Annotated in this window: 18 protein-coding genes; 11 read left to right on the forward strand and 7 right to left on the reverse strand. The window is 57.9% G+C overall.

All coding sequences use genetic code 11. The features are described 5' to 3' along the window. Positions 1–81 precede the first annotated feature (81 nt). Positions 82–531 (forward strand): c-type cytochrome, encoded by a 450-nt coding sequence (locus tag BLQ41_RS06990; RefSeq protein WP_090178735.1) that lies wholly within the window; start codon positions 82–84, stop codon positions 529–531. Positions 532–671: 140 nt separating this feature from the next. Here the strand turns inward: BLQ41_RS06990 and BLQ41_RS06995 are convergent, their stop codons facing one another. The 4 genes from BLQ41_RS06995 to BLQ41_RS07010 form a co-directional block, all read right to left on the reverse strand. Then, positions 672–1,067 carry a DUF1090 domain-containing protein gene (locus tag BLQ41_RS06995; protein WP_090178738.1) on the reverse strand — a complete coding sequence of 132 codons (396 nt, stop codon included), beginning with the start codon at positions 1,065–1,067 and terminating at the stop codon, positions 672–674. 96 nt (positions 1,068–1,163) lie between these two features. Further along, positions 1,164–2,837, reverse strand: a complete 1,674-nt coding sequence (gene ligB / locus BLQ41_RS07000) for an NAD-dependent DNA ligase LigB (RefSeq protein WP_090178741.1) — start codon at positions 2,835–2,837, stop codon at positions 1,164–1,166. Positions 2,838–3,086: 249 nt separating this feature from the next. Further along, positions 3,087–4,277, reverse strand: coding sequence for a methionine adenosyltransferase (gene metK, locus BLQ41_RS07005; protein WP_010466931.1), 1,191 nt, complete (start codon positions 4,275–4,277; stop codon positions 3,087–3,089). Positions 4,278–4,295: 18 nt separating this feature from the next. Then, entirely contained in the window at positions 4,296–5,291 is a 996-nt protein-coding gene (locus BLQ41_RS07010) for an ArsR/SmtB family transcription factor (RefSeq protein ID WP_090178747.1), read from the reverse strand. Between the two features lie 273 nt (positions 5,292–5,564). On the opposite strand from BLQ41_RS07010, the gene tkt reads away from it, so the two are divergent. The 6 genes from tkt (at position 5,565) to fba (ending at position 11,922) form a co-directional block, all read left to right on the forward strand. After that, a complete protein-coding gene (tkt, locus tag BLQ41_RS07015) occupies positions 5,565–7,562 on the forward strand; it encodes a transketolase (protein WP_090178751.1) in 1,998 nt (665 codons plus the stop codon). A 213-nt stretch (positions 7,563–7,775) separates the two neighbouring features. After that, positions 7,776–8,840: an erythrose-4-phosphate dehydrogenase gene (epd, locus tag BLQ41_RS07020; protein WP_090178754.1), complete on the forward strand. Its 1,065-nt coding sequence runs from the start codon at positions 7,776–7,778 to the stop codon at positions 8,838–8,840. A 17-nt stretch (positions 8,841–8,857) separates the two neighbouring features. Then, entirely contained in the window at positions 8,858–10,021 is a 1,164-nt protein-coding gene (locus BLQ41_RS07025; RefSeq protein WP_090178759.1) for a phosphoglycerate kinase, read from the forward strand. Positions 10,022–10,055: 34 nt separating this feature from the next. Next, entirely contained in the window at positions 10,056–10,277 is a 222-nt protein-coding gene (locus tag BLQ41_RS07030; RefSeq protein ID WP_090178763.1) for a hypothetical protein, read from the forward strand. 56 nt (positions 10,278–10,333) lie between these two features. Then, positions 10,334–10,666 carry an MliC family protein gene (locus tag BLQ41_RS07035; protein WP_090178766.1) on the forward strand — a complete coding sequence of 111 codons (333 nt, stop codon included), beginning with the start codon at positions 10,334–10,336 and terminating at the stop codon, positions 10,664–10,666. Between the two features lie 191 nt (positions 10,667–10,857). After that, positions 10,858–11,922 (forward strand): class II fructose-bisphosphate aldolase, encoded by a 1,065-nt coding sequence (gene fba, locus BLQ41_RS07040; RefSeq protein ID WP_008151974.1) that lies wholly within the window; start codon positions 10,858–10,860, stop codon positions 11,920–11,922. Between the two features lie 95 nt (positions 11,923–12,017). Here the strand turns inward: fba and BLQ41_RS30435 are convergent, their stop codons facing one another. Further along, positions 12,018–13,028 (reverse strand): hypothetical protein, encoded by a 1,011-nt coding sequence (locus tag BLQ41_RS30435; RefSeq protein WP_157695001.1) that lies wholly within the window; start codon positions 13,026–13,028, stop codon positions 12,018–12,020. A 698-nt stretch (positions 13,029–13,726) separates the two neighbouring features. Further along, on the reverse strand, positions 13,727–14,395 hold the full coding sequence (locus tag BLQ41_RS07045) for a polysaccharide lyase family 7 protein (protein ID WP_090178768.1): 669 nt from the start codon (positions 14,393–14,395) through the stop codon (positions 13,727–13,729). Positions 14,396–14,715: 320 nt separating this feature from the next. Here BLQ41_RS07045 and BLQ41_RS07050 point away from each other — a divergent pair, with 320 nt between their 5' ends. From BLQ41_RS07050 to BLQ41_RS07060, 3 genes are read left to right on the forward strand one after another with little or no spacing between them, the layout of a single operon-like run. Further along, entirely contained in the window at positions 14,716–16,839 is a 2,124-nt protein-coding gene (locus BLQ41_RS07050; protein ID WP_090178770.1) for a putative bifunctional diguanylate cyclase/phosphodiesterase, read from the forward strand. 47 nt (positions 16,840–16,886) lie between these two features. Then, positions 16,887–17,378: a M48 metallopeptidase family protein gene (locus BLQ41_RS07055; protein ID WP_090178773.1), complete on the forward strand. Its 492-nt coding sequence runs from the start codon at positions 16,887–16,889 to the stop codon at positions 17,376–17,378. Between the two features lie 32 nt (positions 17,379–17,410). Next, positions 17,411–17,707, forward strand: coding sequence for a winged helix-turn-helix domain-containing protein (locus tag BLQ41_RS07060; protein ID WP_090178776.1), 297 nt, complete (start codon positions 17,411–17,413; stop codon positions 17,705–17,707). Positions 17,708–17,803: 96 nt separating this feature from the next. Here the strand turns inward: BLQ41_RS07060 and BLQ41_RS07065 are convergent, their stop codons facing one another. Further along, positions 17,804–18,256 carry a GNAT family N-acetyltransferase gene (locus BLQ41_RS07065; protein WP_090178778.1) on the reverse strand — a complete coding sequence of 151 codons (453 nt, stop codon included), beginning with the start codon at positions 18,254–18,256 and terminating at the stop codon, positions 17,804–17,806. Positions 18,257–18,513: 257 nt separating this feature from the next. On the opposite strand from BLQ41_RS07065, the gene BLQ41_RS07070 reads away from it, so the two are divergent. After that, positions 18,514–19,251 (forward strand): substrate-binding periplasmic protein, encoded by a 738-nt coding sequence (locus tag BLQ41_RS07070; protein ID WP_090178781.1) that lies wholly within the window; start codon positions 18,514–18,516, stop codon positions 19,249–19,251. Position 19,252: the final 1 nt, after the last annotated feature.

Below are 19,252 nucleotides of genomic sequence, written 5' to 3' on the forward strand. Positions count from 1 at the left end.
ACCCGTATTGATAATAGGGCTATTGGTCTTTGCCGGCGACGCGAGGATACTGGCCGCCGTTTCCCGTGATCTGAAGCCAACATGACTCTTAAAAGACTTTCTGTTGTATTGCTGGCCTGCCTGGCCTTGTCCGCTTGCGGCGGTGTCGACCCGAATTCGCCGCTGGGTCAGCGCAAGGCGATCTTCAAGCAGATGCTCAAGACCGGTGAAGACCTGGGCGGCATGTTGCGTGGTCGCATTCCGTTCGACGGTCCGAAGTTCGCCGACGGCGCCGTGAAACTCGATGCGCTGTCCCATGAGCCTTGGAAGCACTTCCCGCAGGTGCGTGAAGAAGATCACACCAGCGCCAAGGACAACGTGTGGCAACAGCAGGCACGTTTCCAGGAAATGGCCCGCACCCTTGAAAGCGCCACTGGCGAGCTGGTGATTGCCAGCAAGGTTCAGCCTTACAAGGCCAGTACCCTGGGCCCGGCCGTGCAAAAAGTCGAAGATGCCTGCAGCGCGTGTCATAAAGAGTTTCGGAATCATTGATTGGCGATGCTCTGGTTAACGTTGATCGTTCCCATGCTCCGCGTGGGAATGCCTCAAGGGACGCTCCGCGTCCAGTGACGCGGAGCGTCACGGGCTGCATTCCCACGCAGGAGCGTGGGAACGATCAATTATCCTGAAACTTACTTATCCAGCTCGTCGAGCGCGTCCTGCAATTCCTTGCGGGACTCGGCAAGCTTGTCTTTACGCTTGTTGATCTTATCGGGATCGCCATTCTTCATGGCTTTATCGAGGTCGGCCTGACGCTTGCTGACTTCATGCTTGGCGTCGAGCACCTTGTTTTCCCGTTCCTTCTTCAACGAGGCCTCGGTGCAATGGGCGGTGACTTCGCTCAGGGCCGTTTCGAGGCCGGCCTGCTGATCGGCGTTTCCGTGGGATTTGGCCAGCTCGATCTGATTGATGATGCCCTGTTTCTTGGCCGCGCAGCCGGTCAGCTCCGGGGCTTCTTCGGCGGCCATCAGTGGTGCGGCCAACACGCTGCAAAGAGTCAACAAGGCGAGCGGTGAAAGAAATTTCATAAAAGCTCCATGTGCAAAGGCAATCGTGTCGATGTGGCGATGGGCGTTGGAGCCCATTGGCACCTTTGGGTTCCCGGGCTGGCGGGACGTCTGTGTTCAGAACCCGTCAATGCCGGCCATGTGTAATGTTTCACTCAGTGCAAGAACCTGCGGATCGCGGAAAAAGGCGCTCAATTGCGCCGCGCGTCCCGGGCCGATACCAGGCTCTGCCTGCCATTGTTCGGTATTTCGTTGCGCCAGTTCCTGCCATGAATCACCAAGCCGTGCCTGACCTGTCGGCGGTAATCCCAAGGCTTTGAGCCAGCGAGCAAATGGTCGTTGGCGGGCGCTGTTGAAACTGTTTAAAAGTCGAGCGCTGCTGCGGTCACCGAAGCCGTCAATGTTACCAAGCTCTTGAGCGTCGAGGGTCAACCAATCCAGAAGGCCGTTCAGGTGGCCTGTGTCCAAAAGTTTCTCCCAGGTGCCGCGTCCTACGTGAGGCAACGCCAGCCCCTGCTTGCTGCCGAGCCAGGTCAGGCGCGCGAGAAATTGGCTCTCGCAGCCTGATGTTGGTTGCCAACAACTTAAATGATGAAAGTCTGACGCTGACGGAACATTCAGTTCAGCGCGCTCGGTGCTGCGCAGCACAACGCCCTCGAGCCTTGGAATGGTCAGGCCTGCGAGGCTGATGGAGACCTGATCGCCGGGGCGGATGTCCATGTCCGCCCAGCGTTGCAAAGAACTGACGCTGACACGCTTGATCTGTCGGTCATCGAGCTTGACTGGCATCAGATCCAGCACCGGCGTAATCCGCCCCGTTCGACCAATGTTGAACCGGACCTTGCGCACTTCGGCCAGCGCCTGGGCGAAAGGATACTTCCACGCAACACTCCAGAAGGACGGCCGCGCTTGCCAGCGTTCGGCCGGTGGCCGCTGGCTTTGACGCAATACGATTCCATCGCTGGCGAACGGCAGAGGGGCGCGATACCAGTGATTACGCCAACGCTCGGCGTCGGCCAATGCCGTGATCGGCTGGCTGTAAGGCGCCGTACTCGGAAAACCCAGCTCATCCAGGGCTGCCACGCGTGCGGGCAAGGTGGTTGGGCCCTGCGGCCAGTCCCAGACAAACAACCCGATACCCTCGGCCTGTTCGGCGTTCAGATGTTTGCGCGCCATCAACCCGGCCACCGTCGCGCGAGCATTGAGACTGCCGGCCTGAGCTTGGATGTGGTCGGCCAGGCGCCAATAAAGTTCGCCTTGCACCAGCACGTCCAGCGGTTGTGACAACGTTTGAGGAATGGCGGTGATCAGTCGCGCCGAGGTGGTCCAGTCCTGTCCGTTTACCCCGTCGCCGCGACTGATCGCTTGATGCAGCAAACCGCTGCGATAGATCAGCGTCACCGCCACGCCATCGACCTTGGGTTGGACCCAGATATCGTTTCGCTCACGCAGCCAGTGTTCTACCGCCTGAGCATCACGCAACTTGTCCAGCCCGGTGTGGGCGACCGGGTGAGCGATCTTGCCGCCAGCGGTGCGCAGCGGTTCGGGCGTCAGTCCCAGGTCAAAACAATCTCGCCATTCGTTCAGTTGCGCGCGGGACTGGTCATAAATTTCGTCGGCGACCAATGAGCGCCCGCCCCGGTGATAGTGGGCGTCCCAGAGGTCGATCTGCTTTTGCAGCGCGGTGATTTCGTCCAGGGCGCGGGCGGGTGACCAGTCGGGGCAGTCGGCGGCGTTAGAACTCAGGCAAAGCAAGGTCAGGAAGAAAGCGGTAAACAGGCGAAGCAGCATCGTGAGCGTCCTTGCTCAGGGGGAATGCTTGAAGGGTAGTCAGCTTTGGCGTGTCGTTATCAAGGATGTTTTTCGGTGTGTTTCGAGACGGGAGAATCAAAAGATCGCAGCCTCGTTGCACTCGACAGCTCCTACAGAGAATGGTGTAGGAGCTGTCGAGTGCAACGAGGCTGCGATCCCTTGATCTTCATCCAATAAAAAGCCCTGCACGGCGAACCGTGCAGGGCTTTTGGTACCGCCAGGAAAGTCTTACAGGCCGGCTGCAGTACGCAGGTCGTCGGCGCGGTCGGTCTTTTCCCAGGTGAAGGTGGTGAAAGTATCTTCGCCCACAGTCTTGGTCGCCGGGGTGCGACCGAAGTGGCCGTACGCAGCGGTTTCCTGGTACATCGGGTGCAGCAGGTCAAGCATGGTGGTGATCGCGTATGGACGCAGGTCGAAAATTTCACGAACCAGTTTGACGATTTTGTCGTCGCTGATTTTGCCGGTGCCGAAGGTGTTCAACGAGATCGACGTAGGCTGGGCAACACCGATAGCGTAGGAAACCTGAATCTCGCAACGCTCGGCCAGGCCGGCAGCGACGATGTTCTTGGCCACGTAACGACCAGCGTAGGCCGCCGAACGGTCAACCTTCGATGGATCCTTGCCGGAGAACGCGCCGCCGCCGTGACGGGCCATGCCGCCGTAGCTGTCGACGATGATCTTGCGACCGGTCAGGCCGCAGTCGCCCACCGGGCCACCGATGATGAACTGGCCAGTCGGGTTGATGTGGAACTGGGTGTCCTTGGTCAGCAGTTCGGCAGGCAGCACGTGCTTGACGATCAGCTCCATCACGCCTTCGCGCAGGTCTTTGTACGACACTTCAGGGTTGTGCTGGGTCGACAGAACAACGGCGTCGATACCCACAACCTTGCCGCCTTCGTAACGGCAAGTCACTTGCGACTTGGCGTCCGGGCGCAGCCAAGGCAGCAGGCCGGATTTACGGGCTTCGGCCTGGCGCTGAACCAGTTGGTGCGAGAAGGTGATCGGTGCTGGCATCAGCACGTCGGTTTCGTTGCTGGCGTAGCCGAACATCAGGCCCTGGTCGCCGGCGCCCTGATCTTCAGGCTTGGCGCGGTCAACGCCCTGGTTGATGTCAGGGGACTGCTTGCCGATGATGTTCATCACACCGCAAGTGGCGCCGTCGAAACCGACATCGGAGCTGTTGTAGCCGATGTCCAGAATGACGTTACGCACGATTTCTTCCAGGTCGACCCAGGCCGACGTGGTGACTTCACCTGCGATGATTGCTACGCCGGTCTTGACCAGCGTTTCGCACGCCACACGGGCGAACTTGTCTTCAGCAATGATGGCGTCCAGCACCGCATCGGAAATCTGGTCGGCGATTTTATCCGGATGCCCTTCGGACACGGACTCGGAGGTGAAGAGGGAGTATTCGCTCATCTCGATTTTTTCCTGAATTTACCGATGGTGAGTGTCGCCAGCCGGTCGCTGAAAATGGCGGACCTGGATCTGGAAACCATTACGTAAGCCTACATAGAGGCTTTCCCCGGGAACGAGTCCCGCAGCGGTGGCCCAACGGGCCAAATCGTCCTGTTCAAACCCCAACCAGAGATCACCGCAGGCCTCCCTGGCCCAACTCTGGTTGTGGCTACATAACTCTGTCACGAGCAGGCTACCGCCCGGTTGCAGCAAGTCGGCCATGTGCTTGAGCGCATCCGCCGGCGCGGCAAAATGGTGCAGCACCATGTTCAGTACAACGCAATCGGCCTTGAGACTGACGCCATTCAATGCATCGGCCAGTTGCAGGCTGACGTTAGCCAGCATTTCACGTTCGCAGACCTGGCGCGCCAGTTCGAGCATCGCCGGGCTGTTGTCCAGCGCGGTGACCTGGCTGAAGCGGCGCGCCAGTTCCGGCAGGAATCCGCCGTCGCCGGGGCCGACTTCGATGGCCGTAGCGCCTTCGCTGAAACTCAACTTGTCGAGCAATGCCACCACGCTTTCGCGGTATTGCGGCAGGCCGGCGATCAAGTCTTGCTGGGCGCGAAACTTCTCCGCCACCCGGGAGAAAAAGTCCTGGCTGGCCGCTGCCCGTTGTCCGTGGACTTGAGCGATCCGCGCCTGCACATCGGCGGGCAGGGTCAGGTTATCCACTTCTTCCAGCAAGGCAATGTGCAGCTTACCGCCCAGCAGATCGGTGTGGGGCAGGGCGCGACGGTAGAAAATCGCGTTGCCTTCACGGCGAGTCGCCACCAGGTCGGCCTGGGCCAGGACCTTGAGGTGGTGACTCATGCCGGACTGGCCGATGCCGAAGATCTGCGCCAGTTCCAGCACGCCAAACGAATCGTTGGCCAGCGCGCGCAATACATTCAGCCGCAGAGGATCACCGCCGGCCTTGCACAGGGCCGCCAGCTCATCGCAATCGTCATGCTGAATGGAAGGCACACGTAAATTCATAAGGCCAGCAGTCTAGTGACGGGCAGAAATCATCGCAAGAGCAATATCAAAAAGTTTTGATATTGCTCGATAGATGGCACTTCTCGGCGTTAGGTTCAGTCAACAAACGGACAGCGGAAAGGTTTCATCAATGGAAACCGTCGTTATCCATTGGAAAAACGCCTCTGGATGACTATCTGTCATTGCCCCGAGGCGGGTGGGTGAGGGAAAATGCTCGCCTTTTTTCCGTTTCGTTTTATTCACTCTCGATACAGAACCCGCAGGAGAACAGCGATGCCCAGCCGTCGTGAGCGTGCCAACGCCATTCGTGCCCTCAGCATGGATGCCGTGCAAAAAGCCAACAGCGGCCATCCCGGTGCCCCGATGGGTATGGCGGATATCGCCGAAGTACTTTGGCGTGACTACCTGAAGCACAACCCGAGCAATCCATCGTTCGCTGACCGTGACCGCTTCGTGCTGTCCAACGGTCACGGTTCGATGTTGATCTACTCGTTGCTGCACCTGACCGGCTACGACCTGTCGATCGATGACCTGAAAAACTTCCGCCAGCTGCACAGCCGCACCCCGGGTCACCCGGAATTCGGCTACACCCCTGGCGTTGAAACCACCACCGGTCCACTGGGCCAAGGCCTGGCCAACGCCGTGGGTTTCGCCCTGGCTGAAAAAGTCCTGGCGGCGCAGTTCAACCGTTCTGGCCACAATGTTGTCGATCACCACACCTACGTGTTCCTGGGTGATGGCTGCATGATGGAAGGTATTTCCCACGAAGTCGGCTCCCTGGCCGGTACTTTGGGCCTGGGCAAACTGATCGCCTTCTACGATGACAACGGCATCTCCATCGACGGCGAAGTCGAAGGCTGGTTCACCGATGACACCCCTAAGCGCTTTGAAGCCTACAACTGGCAAGTGATCCGCAACGTCGACGGTCACGATCCGGAAGAGATCAAGATCGCGATCGAAACCGCGCGCAAAAGCGATCAGCCAACCCTGATCTGCTGCAAGACCACCATCGGTTTCGGTTCGCCGAACAAGCAAGGCAAAGAAGACTGCCACGGCGCCCCGTTGGGTGACGCGGAAATCGCTCTGACCCGTGCTGCACTGAAATGGAACTACGGTCCGTTCGAAATCCCGGCTGACATCTATGCCGAGTGGGACGCCAAGGAAGCCGGCCGCGCAGCCGAAGCCGAGTGGGACCAGCGTTTCGCTGCCTACTCTGCCGCTTTCCCTGAACTGGCCAACGAACTGGTCCGTCGCCTGGGTGGCGATCTGCCGGAAGACTTCGCTGAAAAAGCTTCGGCCTACATTGCTGAAGTCGCGGCCAAGGGCGAAACCATCGCCAGCCGCAAAGCCAGCCAGAACGCACTCAATGCCTACGGCCCGCTGCTGCCTGAACTGCTGGGCGGCTCCGCTGACCTGGCCGGTTCCAACCTGACCCTGTGGAAAGGTTGCAAAGGTGTTTCGGCTGAAGACGCCAGCGGCAACTACATGTACTACGGCGTTCGCGAATTCGGCATGAGCGCGATCATGAACGGCGTGGCTTTGCATGGTGGTCTGGTGCCTTACGGCGCGACCTTCCTGATGTTCATGGAATACGCCCGCAACGCCGTGCGCATGGCCTCGCTGATGAAAAAGCGCGTGGTGTTCGTTTACACCCACGACTCCATCGGCCTGGGCGAAGACGGCCCGACTCACCAGCCGGTCGAGCAACTGACCAGCCTGCGCAGCACGCCGAACCTCGACACCTGGCGTCCAGCCGATGCCGTTGAATCGGCCGTTTGCTGGAAAGCAGCCATCGAGCGCAAGGACGGCCCTTCGGCGCTGATCTTCTCGCGTCAGAACCTGCAGCATCAGGAACGCAGCGCGCTGCAGATCGCTGACATCGCCCGTGGCGGTTATGTGTTGAAGGACTGCGAAGGCGAGCCTGAGCTGATCCTGATCTCTACCGGTTCGGAAGTGGGCCTGGCGGTTCAGGCTTACGACAAACTCACCGAGCAAGGCCGCAAGGTTCGCGTCGTTTCGATGCCGTGCACCAGCGTGTTCGATGCCCAGGATGCTGGCTACAAGCAAGCCGTCCTGCCGTTGCAAGTCAGCGCCCGTATCGCCATCGAAGCCGCTCACGCGGACTACTGGTACAAGTACGTGGGCCTGGAAGGCCGCGTGATCGGCATGACCACCTACGGCGAGTCGGCGCCCGCGCCAGCCTTGTTCGAAGAGTTCGGCTTCACCCTGGAAAACATCCTGGGTCAGGCTGAAGAGCTGCTGGAAGACTAAAGCACAACGCGGCGGCCCCGGCCGCCGCGGTTCCTTGCAGGAGCCTGTAGGAGCTGTCGAGTGCAACGAGGCTGCGATCGTTTGATCTTGATCTTTTAAGCAACATCAAAAGATCGCAGCCTCGTTGCACTCGACAGCTCCTACACGGTTCAGCTCCTGCAGGGGAAGTGTGTTGTTAACGTGAATTCGTCTGCCGCGTCTATCGAGAACCCCATGCCTCAACCGCGTCCCTATAAAGTTGCACTCAACGGCTACGGCCGGATTGGTCGTTGCGTCTTGCGTGCGTTGTTCGAGCGAGGAGCGAAGGCCGGGTTTGAAATTGTCGCGATCAACGATCTGGCTGACATGGCCAGCATCGAATACCTGACACGCTTCGACTCCACTCACGGGCGTTTTCCCGGTGAAGTGAGGGTTGAGGGCGATTGTCTGCATATTAATGGCGACTGCGTGAAGGTTCTGCGCAGTGCCACACCCGAAGGTATCGATTGGGCGTCTCTGGGCGTCGATCTGGTGTTGGAGTGCTCCGGCGCTTACCACACGCGGGCCGATGGCCAGCGTTTCCTCGATGCCGGTGCGCCGCGCGTATTGTTTTCCCAGCCGATGGCCAGCGAGGCCGATGTCGACGCCACCATCGTCTTCGGTGTGAACCAGGATTGCCTGACCGGCGACGAGCTGCTGGTGTCCAACGCGTCCTGCACCACCAACTGCGGCGTACCGCTGTTGCGCCTGCTGGATCAGGCCATTGGTCTGGAATACGTGTCGATCACCACCATTCACTCGGCAATGAACGATCAGCCGGTCATCGACGCCTATCATCACGAAGACCTGCGCCGCACGCGTTCAGCGTTCCAGTCGGTGATTCCGGTGTCCACTGGTCTGGCGCGAGGCATTGAACGCTTGCTGCCGGAACTTGCCGGGCGAATTCAGGCCAAAGCCGTGCGGGTGCCGACCGTCAACGTGTCTTGCCTCGACATCACGATGCAGACCGTGAGCGACACCGATGCCACCGAGGTCAACCGGATTCTGCGCGAGGCTGCCACAAGCGGCCCGCTCAAAGGCCTTCTGGCCTATACCGAGCTTCCCCATGCAAGCTGTGATTTCAACCATGACCCACATTCGGCCATCGTCGATGCCAGTCAGACTCGAGTTTCCGGCCCACGGCTGGTGAACATCCTGGCCTGGTTCGACAACGAATGGGGTTTTGCCAACCGAATGCTGGACGTAGCAGAGCACTATCTGCAAACAGCCTCTCCACTCCCTGTTTCTCAGAAACTGTAACTCAGGAAATGCGACCCATGACCGTGTTGAAGATGTCCGACCTCGATCTGCAAGGTAAGCGCGTACTGATTCGCGAAGACCTCAACGTCCCAGTCAAGGACGGTGTTGTCACCAGCGATGCGCGAATCCTGGCCTCGCTGCCGACCATCAAGCTGGCCCTGGAAAAAGGCGCGGCCGTGATGGTCTGCTCGCACCTTGGCCGTCCGACCGAAGGCGAGTTCTCGGCCGAGAACAGCCTCAAGCCTGTCGCTGACTACCTGAGCAAGGCCCTCGGCCGCGAAGTGCCGCTGGTGGCCGACTACCTGGACGGCGTTGACGTCAAGGCTGGCGACATCGTGCTGTTCGAAAACGTGCGCTTCAACAAGGGCGAGAAAAAGAACGCCGACGAACTGGCCCAGCAATACGCCGCCCTGTGCGACGTGTTCGTGATGGACGCCTTCGGCACCGCTCACCGCGCCGAGGGTTCGACCCACGGCGTGGCCAAGTTCGCTAAAGTCGCCGCCGCAGGTCCGCTGCTGGCCGCTGAACTGGACGCCCTGGGCAAAGCCCTGGGTTCGCCAGCCCAGCCAATGGCAGCCATCGTTGCCGGCTCCAAGGTGTCGACCAAACTCGACGTGCTGAACAGCCTGAGCCAGATCTGCAATCAGCTGATCGTCGGCGGCGGTATTGCCAACACCTTCCTCGCAGCTGCCGGTCACCCGGTCGGCAAGTCCCTGTACGAGCCGGACCTGCTGGACACCGCTCGCGAAATCGCCGCCAAAGTCAGCGTGCCATTGCCAGTGGATGTCGTGGTTGCCAAGGAATTCGCTGAAAGCGCGACCGCCACCGTCAAGCTGATCGCCGACGTGGCCGCCGACGACATGATCCTGGACATCGGCCCGCAGACCGCGGCGAATTTCGCCGAGCTGCTGAAGTCGTCCAAGACCATCCTGTGGAACGGCCCGGTAGGCGTGTTCGAATTCGACCAGTTCGGTAACGGCACCAAAGTCCTGGCCGAGGCCATCGCACAAAGCTCGGCGTTCTCCATCGCTGGCGGCGGCGACACTCTGGCGGCCATCGATAAGTATGGCGTTGCTGACCAGATCTCCTACATTTCTACCGGTGGCGGCGCATTCCTCGAATTCGTCGAAGGCAAAGTGTTGCCAGCCGTTGAAGTCCTGGAAAGCCGGGCCAAGGCCTGAGGCCGCCCATTTGACCAGGCAAAGGAGTGTTCACATGGTCAAGACCTTAGCGCTGTTGATCGCTGCGGGTATGCTGGCGGCTTGCGGGAGTAACCCCAAAGCCACGCCGGAACCCGCGCCGCAATCGCTGGAAAAAGGCTGCTACCAGGCTGACTGGCAAGCGGAAACCAATCCGGTGATCAACAAACGCGCGGGGCCTGATGGCCTGGACAAATACGAGACACAGACACCCGCCAAGGAACATGGCTGCCCTTGACGGGTCTGACTCATTACTCAGGGCTGGCGGCGTGCGTCGTCAGTCGAGGAACATGGATGAAAGGTTTTATCGCCGTTACGGCGTTGGCACTGCTGGCAGGTTGTTCAAATTTCAACCTGTTCAAGCCTGCCGAATCGACGGACAACTGGACCACCTGGACCTGCGACAGCCAGGCCAAAGTGCTTTGGCGCTATGCCGACGACAGCCGCAAGGAAGTCGACGTGCGCTTGGGCGGGGCCGATCAGGTCTATCGCTTGAAGCAAGAGCCGGGCGCGTCGGGTTCGCTGTACAGCAACGACATGCTCGCGTTTCACCAAAAAGGTGAGGAAGGCCTGGTGTATTGGGTCGCCACCAATGATTTGATTGGCCGCGGTTGTAAAGCGCAGTAAGGCCACAGAATTTGCAACACCACAGACTTAATGTGGAAGCAGCTCCCACAGTGGATCTGTGTAGTTCTTGAGATTTAGGCAGCACCGAATTCGCAGCCCGGGCCAACCCCCGATCTGCAATAACTTGAATAGCCGCCGCCGCTACGGCAGGCTGGCACGATTAACGACCCAAACCGGGAGAGACATACACAATGGCACTTATCAGCATGCGCCAGATGTTGGACCACGCAGCCGAGTTCGGCTACGGCGTTCCAGCCTTCAACGTAAACAACCTTGAGCAGATGCGCGCCATCATGGAAGCCGCTGACAAGACTGACTCCCCGGTGATCGTCCAGGCCTCGGCCGGTGCTCGCAAATACGCCGGCGCTCCGTTCCTGCGTCACCTGATCCTGGCGGCAATCGAAGAATTCCCGCACATCCCGGTGTGCATGCACCAGGACCACGGCACCAGCCCTGACGTCTGCCAGCGCTCCATTCAACTGGGCTTCAGCTCGGTAATGATGGACGGTTCCCTGGGCGAAGACGGCAAGACCCCGACCGACTACGACTACAACATCCGCGTCACCCAACAAACCGTGGCCATGGCTCACGCCTGCGGCGTATCGGTAGAAGGCGAGCTGGGCTGCCTGGGTTCGCTGGAAACCGGCATGGCCGGTGAAGAAGACGGCATCGGCGCCGAAGGCGTTCTGGATCACAGCCAAATGCTGACCGACCCGGAAGAAGCCGCTGACTTCGTCAAACGCACCCAGGTCGACGCATTGGCCATCGCCATCGGCACCAGCCACGGCGCCTACAAGTTCACCAAGCCACCTACCGGCGACGTGCTGGCCATCGACCGCATCAAAGAGATCCACAAACGCATCCCGAACACCCACCTGGTGATGCACGGTTCTTCTTCGGTTCCGCAAGACTGGCTGGCGATCATCAACCAGTACGGCGGCGACATCAAAGAAACCTACGGTGTACCGGTTGAAGAAATCGTCGAAGGCATCAAGCACGGCGTGCGTAAGGTCAATATCGACACTGACCTGCGTCTGGCATCCACCGGTGCGATGCGTCGCCTGATGGCCACCAACCCGAGCGAGTTCGACCCGCGTAAGTTCTTCGGCGCGACTGTGACGGCTATGCGTGATGTGTGTATCGCTCGTTATGAGGCTTTCGGTACTGCCGGTAATGCTTCGAAGATCAAGCCGATCTCGTTGGAAGGCATGTATCAGCGGTATTTGAAGGGTGAGTTGAACGCTAAGGTGAACTGAGTTTTTTAGCGTTTGAGTTGAACAAAAAACCCGCTGAGAGGCGGGTTTTTTATTGGGTGTTGTTTTTTAGTACAAATCCGTCCTTTATTTTGTTGCTATGAAACTCGAACTTTTGCGTACCCTGACATACCCCCATGCCCACCAGACCAGTATTCATCTTGAACTTGTACGTTAATGTTTAGAAAAAGGTTGCCAGTGTCCGTTAGTGTTTTTATATAGTCTCCGCTTAAAAGAGGGAGTGCCGTGCCATTTTCTCCATATTTATATAGCAATTGACCTCGCTTTGCCCCTGGCCCGTGATAGGGGTAGTTTTGATCGTCAACCGCGTCATCGCCTAGCATACCTTCTGGGCCGCAACCGATGGAATAAAAAAGTGAGCCACGATTTTTCACTGCCGGAACTGGTAGTGCCACGTATTCTGAGAGCTCACTAGGGTTTGTTGCGGCATCTAAAAGACTTTGACCTTGGTATCGTTGTACGCCGAATTCTTGCCACCCTTTCAGGGACTCAACATTTGCAATGATGTGGGCATGTGTTTTTGGGTTGTAAGCAACGATAACCTCTACCCAATCTTGATAGCGCTCCGCTGTGTCAATTCCCCTGATCATACTGTCGGGAAGGTTTGATCTTAAATATAATGTTCCACGATCATTCGCGTTTTTCCAGGAGTACTCATTCCAAACAGGTTGCGGTGTACCTCCTGCTCCGAATTTGAAAATTAACTGATTGCCAAGCGCTCCCCTGTCGTTAAAAGGATAGCGGGGTACCCCTGCTGCAACTTCATTGTGATCCCCTCCCGGCCCGTGTTTCCAGCTAGAGCTACCTATTGTTATGGTCCAACTCATACCGTCAGCCTTCCTAGGTATAGGATAAAAAATTGGCACTGTAAGAGCTAGGTTTTTATCAACTTGCATATTTGTCCAGCCCCATGTTTTTGGCGAGACAATTCTAATTTCATCGGGTCCGGTTACAGGTTTTAGCTCTGGAGGAGGCGGTGCTTTTTTTCTCTCCTTTACGTCCCAAATAAAGCCGTATTCGGCAATTTCCTCATACAGGTTGAGAGCAAATGCAATGGCGCCTTCACCCATGTCACCTTTTAATCCCATGATTTATTCTCCGCTTACTTAATATTGCACTCGTGGGCATTTAAATTTATTCAATGATTACGATGTAGTGCAGGGAAATAAATGCCGACTAAAGTGGTGGGGGTACAATGTTGGTTGATTCATTTGCATATTAGCTGGGGCAGCTTTTTTGTGAACCTGTAGAATCTGACAGTTTTTTATAACTTTTTTCATAGGTCTATTCGAAAAAATGAGAATAATTAAAAGTTGGCGCAGCCCGCGTTAGTGCAGACCTCTTACAAAATGCGACTCTGATGGATGAATCATCCGTTCCATATTAGGACATGCAGTAAGTAATACGCACTGCATGGGTTTATCCAGTTTGTTGAAGTAGAAATTTAACCGTAGTGGTGAGAACGCTTGCATCCGTTCGGCAGTGCAGTCGGCGCAATTGGGATGGTGTGGTGTATCAGTGAGAATGGGGAGGTGGGGTTTGCTGATGCCCCGCGGTGCCGCGGGGGCAAGCTTCCTCGCCTTAGTCGGAGGAGTACTACGAATTTTCGGACGCGCAGATGATTGGTTCTGTAGCAGCTGTAGAGCCTGCGTCCGGCCGCGCACTAGTTGCAGTCCGAGAAGCCGGCTTCTCCTGAAAAAAGGCAGCAGGTGGTTTTACGACTGCTGTGCAATCGGATGCAGCCTCGCGCCGCTCGGCAGCTGCTAAAGGATTGCGAGCTGCGGGGTTACTTATCGTGATCAATATCCAGCTTGCTGAACGTCACTTTCGCGCCTTCGCTGGTGTACCCGGTGTGGTCCTGCACATAAACCCCGGCCTTGAAATACAGCGGCTTGTCGCGCCAGGTCTTGCTGATGTCGGTATCCCACTGGTTACCCGCCGCGCTGATGCCCAGGGCACCGCCACGACTCAAGTGAATGAGGTAGGAGAACTCCTGATCCAGCTTCACGCCAGTAGCGATGGTGATCACCCGGCCTTCGCCATCATCCGGGTGCATGCGCACTTTGGCGACGATGTTGCCGGTCGAAGTGCTGGTTTTATACTGATACTCGAGCTTCACCAACGGCTTCTGGCTTTCATAGGCGTGGATCTGGCCGATAACGACTTTGCCGGAGCTCGGCACCTGGTTCACCGCCAGGGTGGCGTGCAGCAAGTTGTCGGCGTCCGGGTAGAGCCAGTTGCGCAGGGTGCCGTTGCTGTAGGTTTCGCGAAGTTCGGTACGGGGGTACTTGGCATTTTCAGTTTTCGAGCCGGTGACCGGGGCCCAGAAAAACAGTGTGCCGGTGTCGGAGTGGAAGTATTGATCCTTGAAGCCTTTCACCAGTTTCGGCGTGTCAACGGTGTACGGCGGGTTGCCGACAGGAACACTGAGGTTCCAGGTTGCGAGATCGATCATAGGAAAAGCTTCCACAAATTTTACTGCACGCACGTACCAGAAGCTCTAGCACACGCATCGGGGGGGGTCTTTATAATCGTAGAAGTTCAATTTGTTAACAGCGGATTGACAGATGGGTGACGTCAAAATCCTGTCAAAAGGCCATCCTTCCCGGTTTCAGGGCCTGTTAGAGGTGACCGTTAGTCGGCAAACGAACCTGATGGTTAAATGATGGCGCACTGTCAGCTTCTGCTTTTGCGGATCCCGGTCTAGAGTGAAGTCTCAGTATTTGTCCGGTTTTCACGAGAAACTGGCCTGACGCCCCGAACAAGAGAAGCAGCATGGAATGCGCGCACCCCACGCCAGCTGAAGGCAATTCGATCCTTTTAATCGTCGACGACTACCCTGAAAACCTGATCAGCATGCGGGCGTTACTTCAGCGCCAGGATTGGCAGGTCATCACCGCGGCTTCCGGTTTTGAAGCCCTGAGTCTTTTACTCGAACACGATATCGACCTGGTGCTGCTGGATGTGCAGATGCCGGGCATGGACGGTTTCGAAGTCGCGCGCCTGATGCGCGGCAGTCAACGAACCCGCCTCACACCGATTATTTTCCTCACCGCCAACGAACAGTCCCAGGACGCCGTGATCAAGGGCTATGCCAGTGGTGCGGTGGATTACCTGTTCAAACCGTTTGACCCGCAAATTCTCAAGCCCAAAGTCCAGGCATTGCTCGAGCACCAGCGCAACCGCCGTGCGTTGCAGCGCCTGAGCCGCGATCTGGAGGTCGCTCGCGCGTTTAATGCCTCAGTGCTGGATAACGCCGCCGAAGGCATCCTGGTGGTGGGAGAGGACGGTTTGATCCGCTTTGCCAATCCAGCGATGTCGCGACTGCTCAACGCCACGGTGCAGGATCTGCAAGGCAAGGAGTTCCTGGATTACCTGCAGAAGCCACACATCCCCGTGTGGGCCGATTCTGAGCTTTACGCCGGTTACAAGCGCGGCGAAACCTTGCGCCTGCACGATGCGCTGCTGCGCACCGCGCCTGGCCAGCAGGTGCCGGTGGCGCTGTCATGCGCGCCGTTGCCCAGCGAACAACAGGCGATGGTCGTCACGGTGCTGGACATGTCGGTGGTGCGCCATCTGCATCAGCAGCTGGAGTTCCAGGCGGTGACCGATCCATTGACCGGGCTGCTCAATCGTCGCGGCTTCTACCAGACCGTCGAAAATCTGCTGTTGCGTGGCGAACGGTCCGACGGCGCCTGGGTGCTGCTGTACCTGGACCTCGACGGTTTCAAACGCGTCAACGACTCCCTTGGTCACGATGCCGGCGATCGGGTGTTGCGCTGGGTGTCCGAGCAGTTGAAGGCGTGTCTGCGGCCCTTTGACATATTGGCGCGCATGGGCGGCGACGAGTTCACAGCGTTGCTGGATCTTGAGTTTCCGGAACAAGCGGCGAAGATCGCCGAGAAGCTCATCGAGCGGGTGTCGATCTGTCAGCAAATCGATGGGCTGGATATCGCCCTGGGCGCCAGCATCGGCATCGCTACCTTCCCGGATTGCGGGGCCAATCTCGATGGCCTGCTGCGCGCGTCGGACATCGCCATGTATGAGGCCAAGCGTGCTGGCCGCCAGCAATACCGGTTTTACGATCACGAAATGAATGGGCGGGCGCGCTCACGATTGATGCTTGAAGAGAGTGTGCGCACGGCCATCGAAAACCGTGATTTCAATCTGGTGTATCAGCCGCAAGTAGCCATCGATGGTGGGCAGATTCGCGGGTTTGAGGCCTTGCTGCGCTGGCAACATCCAAGCGTGGGCGATGTGCCTCCGGGGTTGTTTCTGCCGTTGCTGGAAGAGGCGCGGCTGATCAGCCGTCTGGGCAGCTGGATTTATCATCGCGGTGCCGGACAGCGCAAAGCCTGGGAAACCTTGTTTGCCGAGGATCTGGTGCTGGGCGTCAGTTTGAGCAGCACCCAGTTCGGCATGCCCAACCTGGTCACCGAATTGCGTCAGGTGATTGAGCGTCATGGCTTGCAGCCGCGTTGTCTGGAAGTCGAAGTGACGGAAGACGCGTTGATGCAAAATCCCGAGGAAACCCGCAAAACGCTGCGTCTGCTGCACAATCTTGGAGTGCGGGTGGCGCTGGATGACTTCGGTTCCGGGCCGTGCTCGTTGTCTCATCTGCGCGACCTGGAACTGGACACGCTCAAGCTCGACCGGCATTTGATTGCCCGGCTCCCGGAGTCCGAACGGGACGCGGCGCTGGTGCGCACTGTGATCGACCTGTGTAAGCAGTACGGGATGCTGGTGATTGCCGAAGGGGTTGAAACCGTTGCGCAATATGAATGGCTACAAGCCAATGGTTGCCAGTATGTGCAGGGTTTCCTGGTGGGGCGGCCGATGATGGCCGAGGAGGCCGGCGACTTTGTGCAGCCGTTTGACTGGAGCGCGCTGCTCCGTTGAATTCGCTACACTGGCGATCTTTTAGTGATCGTGTGTTGCCGACCTCAATGACTGCGTTGAAATACCTCCAGGCCTACCCCGCTGCGTTGCAGGACCAAGTACGCCAGCTGATCGCCGAAGGTCGGCTCGGCGATTACCTGAGCAAGCGCTATCCGGAACAACATTTTGTGCAGAGCGACAAGGCGCTGTACACCTATGCGCTGGAGCTCAAACAGGAATACCTGCGTAACGCGCCGGCCATCGATAAGGTGTTGTTCGACAACCGCCTGGACCTGACCCATCGCGCCCTCGGCCTGCACACCACAATATCGAGGGTGCAGGGCGGCAAGCTCAAGGCCAAGAAGGAAATCCGCGTGGCCTCGTTGTTCAAGGAAGCACCTTCCGAATTTCTGAAAATGATCGTGGTGCATGAACTGGCGCACTTCAAAGAGTCGGATCACAACAAGGCGTTCTACAAACTCTGCGAACACATGTTGCCGGGGTATCACCAAGTGGAGTTTGATCTGCGGGTGTACCTGACGTGGCGGGATATGCAGTAAAAGATTAAAAGATCGCAGCCTGGAGTGTTTGAATGGATGTCAGCAAGACCAAGAGCAGCTTCTACCGCCGTTTATACGTGGCGTACCTGATCGATAGCGGACTGGCGAGCAGCGTCCCGGCGCTGACCGAAGTGACCGGCATGCCCCGGCGCACGGCGCAGGACACCATCGCCGCACTGGCGGACCTGGACATCATTTGCGAATTTGAACAGGAGGAGGGCGCCCGCAATCATGCGGGGCGCTATCGGATTCGCGAGTGGGGGGCGATTGATCGCGGATGGATCGAGCGCAATCTTCGGCAGATCAAAGCGGTGCTGGAATATCCCTGAAATTTTCAGTGTTGCGGCTGACGCTATCGCGGGCAAGCCCGCTCCCACAGGGGTTTCGCTGTACCTGTGGGAGCGGGCTTGCCCGCGAAGAGGCCCTCAAGGACGGCGCATCCCGATATGTGGAATGTCATCCTCCAGAAACTCTTCGCCCGACACCACAAACCCGTAGCGCCCGTAATATCCCTGTAAATGCGCCTGGGCCGAGAGATAGATCGGTACATCAGGCCAATGCTTTTCGGCCTGCTTCAGCGCCTGCTCCATCAATGCATGCCCAAGCCCGGTGCCACGCGCCTGAGGCGCAATGATTACGCGGCCGATCACCACGTCGCCACCCTGCGTTTCCGGATCGAGCAATCGCAGGTATGCCACCAGTCGATCCTCATCCCACGCCATCAAATGGCAGGTGTCACCTTCCAGATCCTGCCCGTCGACATCCTGATAAGCGCATTTCTGTTCGACGACGAACACTTGCGCACGCAACTGCAAAATGGCGTACAGCTGTTCCTTGCCCAGATCACTGTGGTGTTTGCAGACCCAATCAATTGTCATCTTCACTTTCCTTGAACGACGTCGCTCCGATACTAAGCGTCCTGTCGATGGATGTCTTTATGGCGGGTAAATCTGTGACAAAGGCCAAAATGCCATCATTCATTTCGCGCGACGTTGTCTTCTTTGTGTAATCTGAGATTGAGCGCTGTGCAGTGGCTCCAATGAGCTAACGTAGAGTACCTGGCTTGTCGGTACATGGATCTTGGAGTTTGGCTGAAAAATACGCCGGGCAATCCGCCCGCTAAGGATTTTCAAGCATGCCGCGATTGCATCGAGCGTTTGCTTTGATCGGATTGCTGTTGCTGGCACAGAGCGCAGCGGCGGAAAAATTGCGCCTGGTGGCCGACGCCTGGCCACCCTTTACCGACGCCACGCTGGTCAACGGCGGCTTGGCCACGGACATCGTCAGCACTGCGCTGGCCCGGGCCGGCTATGCCAGTGATTTTGAGCAGGTGCCATGGGCGCGAGCTTTGCTGGGCGTCGGTGAAGGACGTTACGACGTGCTGGTCAACGCCTGGTACACCGATGAACGCACCAAGCTGGGCCAGTTTTCGGGAGAGTACCTGCTCAACCGTGTGCGCTTTCTAAAGCGCAAGGATGCACCGATCGAGTTCAACAACCTGCAGCAACTGCACACCTATCCGATTGCGGTGGTGCGTGGTTATGCCTACTCGCCGGAATTCGATGAAGACGTGTCGCTGCAGAAAGTCCCGGTGCATAACTTCGCGATGGCCGTGCGCATGGTGGCGGCGGACCGGGTCAAGTTGACGCTGGAAGACGAATACGTCGCCCGTTATTACCTGGCTCGGGAATCAACCAAAGTGCGCAATGCCGTGGAGTTCCTGCCCAAGCCATTGAGCGAGAATAGCCTGCACATACTGGTCAGCCTGAAGAATCCTCAGCATGAGCAGATTGTCGCCAGTTTCGACCGTGAGATTGCCGAGATGAAGGCGGATGGGAGTTATGCGCGGCTGATGAAGCAGCATGGGATGTGAG

This window comes from Pseudomonas arsenicoxydans, from assembly GCF_900103875.1.
Lineage (GTDB): Bacteria > Pseudomonadota > Gammaproteobacteria > Pseudomonadales > Pseudomonadaceae > Aquipseudomonas > Aquipseudomonas arsenicoxydans.